Genomic DNA, 9,371 nt, shown 5'->3' on the forward strand with positions numbered 1-9,371 from the left:
CGTTGGAGTGACCGAAAATTGTTTTGCTGATAAAATGGGCTTTTAATTGAGATGAAATCTGAGGTATGAGTTCTTTTTTTATAACATCGGCAAAAACTTCAAATTTCCCTGTTTTGCTATACAGCAAGCTGTCTTCCGAATTGGGTTTTCCGCTATATTTAACATTTGTCGGAGTGAAATATTTCCATCTGCTTTCTGTTGTGCTTGGTAATCCGATTATAACTGTTGGCGGTGTTTTCTCCGCCCATTCAAACAATTGAACAACATCTGATGCCATTTTAAAATATTCATCGCCATCCAATAAAACCAATAACGATACACTATCTTTTACTTTCTCAAAATCTTCAGGAAGCCTTATCCAAATTTCAAAGTTTTCCTTAGCTATTTTTGATTTTAAAAAAGTTTTATTTCCAATATTTAATGGAATAGTGTCCAGTTGAGCTTTTACAGCAAAACTGATAATTGTAAATAAAAAACATAGCAAAAATTCCTTTTTCATCGATTGCTAATTTTCGTTGTCTGTCTTATATGTCTGCTAACAATAATAATTAATAATGACATCTTTTTCTTTTATCGAATAGGTGAAAGCGCCATAACTGTCCTGCCATCCTTCAAAATCCGGAAATAAACCGCTGCTTTTCATCCAGCCATTGCTGGCTACTTTTATATCTTTAATATAATCAGCCCGATGATCTTTCAAATCACCAGGCTTCTATACAAAGTATTTTAAAATTTTAATCTGCCTGTAAAAAAGGATAACGGTAATCCGTTGGCGGGTTAAATGTTTCCTTAATGGTTCTTGCGCTCAGCCATCGGTAAAGGTTAAGCATGCTGCCCGCTTTATCGTTGGTGCCGCTTGCCCTTGCACCGCCAAAAGGCTGCTGGCCCACAACAGCGCCGGTTGGCTTATCATTGATATAAAAATTACCGGCTGCATTTCTCAGTTTTTCTGTTGCCAGCACAATGGCATTCCTGTCCTGTGCTATTATGCTGCCGGTAAGCGCATAAGGCGACGTGGTATTTACAAGCTCAATCGTTTCTTCAAACTTATTCTCATCGTACACATAAATGGTAAGCACCGGCCCGAAAATTTCTTCGCATAAAGAAACATATTCAGGGTTTGAAACTTCAATAACTGTCGGCTCGATAAAATAACCTTTACGCTTATCGTAATTGCCGCCGGCTATAATTTCAGCATCGCTGCTTTGCTTTGCTGCATCAATATATTTTGCAATCCTGTCAAAAGCCTTTTCATCAATAACAGCATTAATAAAATTGGTAAAATCTTCAACGCTGCCCATCTTCATGGTCTTAAGTTCAGCAACCAGCTTATTCTTTATTGCTGCTGCAATATTCGATGGAAGATAGGCCCTTGATGCAGCAGAACATTTCTGGCCCTGGAATTCAAAAGCGCCTCTTGCTAATGCTGTTACAGTTGCATCAACATCGGCTGATGGATGCACGAGCACAAAATCCTTACCACCTGTTTCACCCACAATGCGCGGATAAGCCTTATATTTTCCAACGTTTTCCCCGATCGTCTTCCACATCTGGTTAAACACGCCTGTACTGCCTGTAAAATGCACACCGGCAAAACCGGGATGCGAAAAACATACATCGCCCAGCACAGGACCATCAACATAAATCAAATTAATAACGCCACCGGGCAAGCCGGCTTCTTTTAAAATGCGCATGAACATTTGCGCTGCGAAGACTTGCGTATGCGCCGGTTTCCAAACCACCACATTACCGCATAAAGCGGCGCTGGCAGGTAAATTGCCGGCAATAGCCGTGAAGTTGAAAGGTGTTACAGCCAGTACAAAACCTTCGAGCGGGCGCCATTCCATACGGTTGTGCATGCCGGGCGCTGAGTTGGGCTGCTGTTTATATATTTCACTTAAATAATGCACGTTGAAACGTAAAAAATCTATGAGCTCGCAGGCGCTGTCAATTTCAGCCTGGCAGGCATTCTTGCTTTGCCCCAGCATGGTGGCGCCATTTATATGGTAACGGTATTTACCGGCAATAAGATCGGCCGCTTTTAAAAATATATGCGCCCTGTCTTCCCAGGGCATGGAAGCCCAGTTTTCTTTTGCGGCCAGCGCAGCATCAATTGCCTGCTTAACATGGCTTTCATCGCCTTCATGAAAATAACCCAGCGTATGGGCAGTTTCATGCGGCGGGTGCAGGGCAACTTTATTGCCGGTGCGCACTTCTTCTGCACCGATGTACATTGGAATATCAGCTTCTTCTTTTTTTAATGCTGCCAAAATTTTTTTTAACTGTTTTCTTTCCACTGAACCGGGCGCATATCCGTAAACCGGTTCATTCACCGGCATGGGGTAGGCAAAATATCCAAGACTCATAGTAAAAAATTTATGCAAAGGTAACGCAAGCCGGTTGCTTTATTTAATGCCCTTTGCGGGCCAATTTCTTTTCCCTGCATCCAAATCCAATACCGTGTAATCAATTTCCTCCCGGCCTGACAATTGGCGTATGATACATAGCATTTGTAACAATGGCTTTAAACCAGATAGCGTGGCCTGCAGTATATACCATTACCGCTATAATAAGCTTGAATTTCTTTTCAAATAAAACGTTCAGGCGATTCATCATAACAGGTTCAAGATACTCACTTCATCCACACCGGTTTAAGCTTTGCTATCTTTTTGTAAACCGGGCAATCTTCTGTATGTGCACCCGGCAAATAACCGGAACTCATTAAAAACTCATTTACAATTTCACCGCCGGTAAACCGGAAATGCTTTTTAAAAAGCTTTACCCATTCTTCTTTGGTTAAAGAATGATTTTTATCAAGCCAGCTTTTAAATGAACCGTGTTCCTTTTGTATTTCCAGTATTTTTCTGGCGTTCTCAATGGCTGCATGAATTTTTAAACGGTTGCGTATTATGCCTGCATCATTCAATAAAGCGTCTATTTTCTTTTGATCATACTTTGCAACCTTCCTTATATTGAAATTGTTATATGCCTTAAAGAAATTATCTTTTTTATTCAATATCGTTGTCCAGCTTAAACCGGCCTGGTTAATTTCAAGTACCAGGCGGGCAAATAATTCATCATCACTGGTGAGCGGAAAACCATACTCATTATCGTGATATTGTTTATGCACATTATCATTGCTTAACGTAACAACATAGCTGCAATAACTCATTATGTATAGTTTGTGTGATGGTTGGTTAAAAGACCTGTCAAAAATAATTCCTTGCCGGCGACCGGCATAGTTTTACCGGATATTATTATGAACGAACAAATATACCTGGTTGATATCAGTTGGTTGCAGGCATTATAAAAGGAGCGCTTCATTTAATACGCCTTTGCTTTTATTAATACGGTAAATATTACTCCGTGCTTTTTAAAGCCCAGTAAATTAAAACAGGCTGAAAGAATAATCTTATCAGCCGTTTGGCATCCGTATCAAGCCCGAATGCGTTTTTATGGTTTTTATACTGCGCTATATTGCCCGGAAATACAGCGCTGAAAAAGGCTGCGGCCGTTTTGCCTGTTATATGTTGTTTGCTGCCGCCTGCAATTAATAATGCGCCGAGCGCTATTTCTGCAATGCCTGAATAAACAACCGTATCATCTTTTTTTAAAGGAACCCAGCCGGGAACCTGCGCCCGGAATTCTTTTCGTAAAACGTTAAATGGCCAATGCCTGCCGTTATTAAAAATGCACCCAATGCTATACGGCCTGCAGGCTTCGGTTTTATTTTAAATGTTTTCATATAGGCATGTTTGCATTATTTCAAATCTATTATCATACCATTTCTTAATAAGTATATTATCCATTTGCAATAGCCATGTTTACAATTTCATAATATACATGAACCTCATCAAATCATAGTTTCGCAGCGCTTTAAATATAGCTGCATCATTACAGGCAAACTGACTGATTAAAGAGTTATATACCATACAGTTGCTCAGCTATTATTTATTGCAGACAATACTAAATATGTAAGTATATTGCCTATGGTTTTTGCTTGCATATATGCTTTCTTAAAGGGGCCCATTTCTGTACCATTTTATCACGTATCTGCAACCGCTTAAAAAAGCGGGGCGATACTGTATTATCTAAACTTAAAATGAACCAATAATGATGAAAAATTTATGTGCAGCTTGTGCACTTGTAATTTGCTTATTGGCATTTACAACAACGAATGCACAACAAACCAATGCCACGGTTGCAGGCATTGTTCAAAATGAAAACGGTAAACCGGTTCAGGGTGTTGCCGTTACCGTAAAAAATGCAACCACCGGCTTTTCCACCGGCGTTGTAACAGACAGCCTAGGTCATTATGAATTTAAAAACCTGCCCGCCGGCGGGCCTTATACTTTCAACTTTTCTTATGTGGGTTATACAACCAAAACAGTGAGTAACTATCAGCTTAACGCAGGCCAGTCAGCAACCATTGATGCACAGTTAACTGATCTGTCCTCCTCGCAGTTAAACGATGTGGTGGTGGTGGGTTACGGCACACAAAAAAAGGAGAACCTTACAGGCGCTGTTGCACAGGTTTCAGGCGATGTATTAAATAACCGGTCTTTATCAAACATTACACAGGGCCTGCAGGGCATGATACCTAATCTAAATCTTATACCGTCGGATGGCAAGCCTTATACTTCTGCCACCTATAATATAAGGGGCAACACATCAATAGGCCAGGGCGGCAATGCTTTGGTATTGATTGATGGCGTACAGGGCGACCCCAGCATGCTTAACCCGAATGATATTGCATCGGTGAGCGTATTAAAAGATGCTTCGTCTGCCGCTATTTACGGTGCACGTGCAGCCTATGGCGTGGTATTGATAACCACAAAAACACCGGCAAAAGAAAAGGTAAGCGTTACCTATTCCTCCAACTACTCGCTGAAATCGCCTACAACGGTACCGGATATTGTTTCCAACGGATACCAGTATGCGCTTATGTTTGATTCTGCATGGAGCGCCTGGAACGACTATTCGCAAATACCGCAGAACATTAACAAAACACAGCCTTATTCGCAGGATTATATTGATGAATATGCCATACGCAATGCCAACCCTTCTTTATCCAAAGTGGATACAAGCAGCACCGGCAGCTATATTTATTACGGCAATACAGACTGGTATGATTTATTGTATAAGAAACACACCTTTGCTGTGGATCAGAATATATCCGTATCCGGCAGCAGCGCTAAAACCAGTTTTTATGTTACCGGAAGATATTACAACCAGGACGGCATTTTCCGCTATAATTCTGATGATTATGGCATGTATAATTTTACGGCCAAAGGTTCAATACAAATAACCCCGTGGCTGCAGATAGGCAATACAACTTTATATAACCGGCGTAAATACCACAATCCCCTGAATGTGGGAGAAAGCGGCGGTATATGGCGCAACCTTGCCGATGAAGGCCATCCGTCTTCCATGTTATTTAATCCCGACGGCACGCTTACATTTTCTGCTGCTTATACAGTGGGAGATTTCGTGTATGGAAAAAACGGGATTGATTTTGATGATGTTTTTTTTAAAAACACAACATCCTTCAGTGCCAAAATTGGCGGCGATCATTTACGGTTAAAAGGAGATTTTACTTTCCAGAACAGTAATTCAGATCAAACACGCATAAGGGTTCCGGTTCCTTACAGCAGTGCGCCCGGCGTGGTAGCGTATGTGGGATCATCGTATAACGATATTACCAAGGCCATAAGCAGTTCCAACTACAATGCCGCTAACTTATATGCCGAATACGAGAATACTTTCAATAAGGTGCATTATTTAAAAGTGCTGCTTGGCTATAACTATGAACAAGCTGTAAACGATACAACAACAACACAGCGAAACGGTTTAATTGTTAGTGATGCTGACAACCTTAATCTTGCCCTGGGGGAAAGCATCAGCACCAGTGCGGGTTATGAGAAATGGGCCATACTCGGCGGTTTTTTCCGTGTTAATTATTCGTACAAGGATCGTTATCTCATAGAAGCAAATGGCCGTTATGACGGTTCTTCAAAATTTCCTTCCGATCAGCGATATGCGTTCTTCCCTTCTGTTTCCGCAGGCTGGCGCCTGTCTAAAGAAGCTTTCTGGAATATACCAGGAAGGCTGATTACGGATCTTAAAGTCAGGGCTTCTTATGGTTCATTAGGCAATGGCAATATATCTTCTTATGCTTACCAGGAGCAATTTGTTATTGCCCAGTCAGGCCGTGTTTTAAACGGCACATTGCCTCAATACACAAGCGCACCGGGTGTGCTGCCGGATGGGTTAACATGGGAAACTTCAACTACGGCTGATTTGGGTTTGGATGTAAGCATGCTTTCGGGCCGCCTGAATTTTACAGGTGATATATACAGGCGCAAAACAACCAATATGTTTACCGTTGGCAAAACATTGCCTGCCGTTTTTGGCGCCACAGAGCCTTACGGCAATTATGCTGACATGAAAACCATCGGATGGGAAGCATCCGTAAACTGGCAGGATAATTTAAATATCAGCGGCAAAGCTTTTCACTATAATGTTGGCGTATGGATGTCTGATTATACAGCAACCATTCTGAAATACAACAACGATGCAGGCAGCCTCAGCGATTACTATACAGGCGAAAAATTAGGTGAAATGTGGGGCTACACCAATGATGGTTACTGGACGGCTGCTGATGTGGATAAGGCATCAGCCATGCAGTCTTCCTTCAAAGCATCCACCACAGGCCAGTGGCTGGCAGGCGATATAAAGTTTAAGGATATTAACGGTGACGGCGTTATTGATAACGGAGATAATACCATTTATGATCACGGCGACCTGAAAGTAATTGGTAATTCTACGCCCAGGTATTCTTACGGCATTACAGCCGGTGCAGATTACAGGAATTTCTTCTTCAGCATATTCTTTCAGGGTGTGCTGAAGCAGGATTGGTGGCCAGGCTCGGAAGCCGATATTTTCTGGGGACAGTACAACAGGCCTTATAACTATATTTTTAAATCGCAGGTTAATAAAATATGGTCTGAATCAAATCCCAATGCTTACTTCCCAAGATACAGGGGATATGTAGCCCAGAACAGCGCCGGCGAATTGTATCAGAAACAAACAAAGTATATGCAGAATGTGCGCTACATACGGCTGAAGAATGTACAAATAGGATATTCATTTCCTAAAAGCCTGCTGGCAAAAGCGCACCTTACCGATGCCAGGGTGTATATCTCCGGCGAAAATCTCTGGTCTGCCTCGCCGTTATATAAAATTACCCGGGATATTGATGTGGAGAGCATTGGCAAATCGGATGTTATTCTTACCGGCACATCCAATAATGGTAATGGCAATAACTATCCCATACTTAAAAGTTTTACTGCAGGCTTATCTATCACCTTTTAATTTAATTGTATGAAACGCATTCAAAATATAAAATTATTCGCTGGCTTGCTGATTGTTATCGCTGCATGCTTTTCCTGTACAAAAAACCTGGATCAAACGCCGAAAAGCACCGCAGATAAAGAAGCTGTTTTCAGCAGCGAAGACGGATTAAAGCTATACACGTATTCTTTTTATGATATATTGCCCGGCATAAGCACCCCATTCAGAACAGACTGCAGTATGTCTGATTACGGGGCCACCACTTCAGCACCAGACTACCTGCTGGATGGAGGATACACTTCCCTTGAAAGTACGGGCTGGACATGGACCAGCCTTCGAAACATCAACTATTTCATTGCAAACTGCACCAACACCGCTGTTAGTGAAGATGTAAGAAATAATTATATCGGGATTGCCCGCTTCTTCAGGGCTTATTTCTACTTTGAAATGATGAAACGGTTTGGTGATCTGCCCTGGATTAATACGCCCCTGGCGGTTGATGATTCCGCTTTATATGCAGGGCGCGATTCCAGGACATTGATTACCGATTCCATTATTGCAGACCTTGATTATGCGGCAGAACATATAACTACAACCAGCGAAAGCACACGCAGCCTGATAACAAAATATGTGGTGTATGGTTTAAAATCGCGGGTATGTTTATTTGAAGGCACTTTCCGCAAATACCAAACATCGTACGGCCTGCAATCAACAGCCGATGATTTGCTGCAACAGGCTGCCGACGCTGCCCAAACAGTAATGGATGCCGGCATTTACAGCCTGAATACGGCAAGCGACAGCCTGGCTTACCGCAATTTATTCATCAGCACAGCGCCGGTTTCAAGCGAAATAATGCTCGCAGATGTAACCAGTACCACCCTTTCAAAATACCACGATGCCAACTGGTACTTTACCAGCGCTACGTATGGTACGCGTTTCAGTTTCATCCGCAGTTTTATAAACACGTATTTAATGCGGGACGGCTCAAGGTTTACGGATATTGCGGGCCATGATACCATTACTTTCGCAAACGAGGTAAAAAACCGCGACCTGCGCCTGCAGCAAACCATAAGAATGGGAGACTACACAAGAACCAGCGATGGCGTTACCGTAGCGGCGCCGCCTGTTTTCTCTTATACCTATACAGGTTACCAGCCCATAAAATGGTGCCTGGACGATACCTATTATGATGCAGGTTCTTATAACACCAACTCCGTGTGTTTAATGCGGTATGCAGAAATATTGCTCAATTATGCTGAAGCAAAAGCAGAACTGGGCACTATTACCGATGCAGACTGGGCCGAAACAATTGGCGCCCTGCGTTCAAGAGCAGGCATAACTTCAGGCTTAACGACCTTGCCTGCGAGCCTTGACACCTATATGCAGGAAAATTATTTCAGCGATGTTACCGATCCTGTTATTATGGAAATACGCCGGGAACGCGGCATTGAATTAACGCTGGAAGGATTTCGCTTTTACGACCTCGTAAGATGGAAACATGGCGAACTGCTCACCAACACATGGAATGGCATGTATGTGCCGGCGCTTGATACACCTATGGATTTAAATGGAGACGGCGTTTTGGATGTATGCTTTTATGTAAATACGCCGGCCACAACCATCAGCGGGGTTACGTATGTTAGTGTTGGAGGCACATCGCAAACATTGGCCAATGGAACTTATGGCGAAATTCACTGGCTGGATAATATAACAAGGGTGTGGGATGATTATAAATATCTTTATCCTATTCCTTACGATGAGCTGCTGCTAAACCCCGCCCTGGAACAAAACCCGGGCTGGGAATAATAAATAACGTGAGTTCGGGATAAGCTTAGATTGTTATTTCGACCTCATCCCAACCCTTTTATTTCGTGCATATATATTTTTTAATTGCCGCAATGAATGCTTTGCATTTCCAAAGGAGAAGGGCAGGAAAAAAACATGATTTTTTGCATGTTTTATGAGTTTCAGGGCGTCGGAAGTCCTCTCCTTTGGAGAGGATTTAGGTGAGGTCTATC

At 42.4% G+C, this 9,371-nt stretch carries 7 protein-coding genes; 2 read left to right on the forward strand and 5 right to left on the reverse strand.

From position 1 onward, the window contains the following. The 5 genes from QM629_RS19705 to QM629_RS19725 form a co-directional block, all read right to left on the reverse strand. Nucleotides 1–499: alpha/beta hydrolase-fold protein (locus tag QM629_RS19705; protein ID WP_415161622.1), on the reverse strand; the 499-nt coding region annotated here is incomplete at its 3' end. Nucleotides 500–535: 36 nt separating this feature from the next. Continuing rightward, nucleotides 536–700, reverse strand: a complete 165-nt coding sequence (locus QM629_RS19710) for a hypothetical protein (RefSeq protein ID WP_415161623.1) — start codon at nucleotides 698–700, stop codon at nucleotides 536–538. Between the two features lie 34 nt (nucleotides 701–734). Next, nucleotides 735–2,366 carry an L-glutamate gamma-semialdehyde dehydrogenase gene (gene pruA / locus QM629_RS19715; RefSeq protein ID WP_415161624.1) on the reverse strand — a complete coding sequence of 544 codons (1,632 nt, stop codon included), beginning with the start codon at nucleotides 2,364–2,366 and terminating at the stop codon, nucleotides 735–737. A 266-nt stretch (nucleotides 2,367–2,632) separates the two neighbouring features. Further along, nucleotides 2,633–3,172 carry a DNA-3-methyladenine glycosylase I gene (locus QM629_RS19720; RefSeq protein ID WP_415161625.1) on the reverse strand — a complete coding sequence of 180 codons (540 nt, stop codon included), beginning with the start codon at nucleotides 3,170–3,172 and terminating at the stop codon, nucleotides 2,633–2,635. Between the two features lie 438 nt (nucleotides 3,173–3,610). Beyond that, on the reverse strand, nucleotides 3,611–3,745 hold the full coding sequence (locus QM629_RS19725; protein WP_415161626.1) for a hypothetical protein: 135 nt from the start codon (nucleotides 3,743–3,745) through the stop codon (nucleotides 3,611–3,613). 413 nt (nucleotides 3,746–4,158) lie between these two features. Here QM629_RS19725 and QM629_RS19730 point away from each other — a divergent pair, with 413 nt between their 5' ends. Continuing rightward, on the forward strand, nucleotides 4,159–7,374 hold the full coding sequence (locus QM629_RS19730) for a SusC/RagA family TonB-linked outer membrane protein (RefSeq protein WP_415161627.1): 3,216 nt from the start codon (nucleotides 4,159–4,161) through the stop codon (nucleotides 7,372–7,374). A gap of 9 nt (nucleotides 7,375–7,383) precedes the next feature. Then, entirely contained in the window at nucleotides 7,384–9,159 is a 1,776-nt protein-coding gene (locus QM629_RS19735; RefSeq protein WP_415161628.1) for a RagB/SusD family nutrient uptake outer membrane protein, read from the forward strand. The last annotated feature ends 212 nt before the right edge of the window (nucleotides 9,160–9,371 follow it).

The organism is Parafilimonas sp., from assembly GCF_047606085.1.
Classification (GTDB): Bacteria; Bacteroidota; Bacteroidia; order Chitinophagales; family Chitinophagaceae; genus Parafilimonas.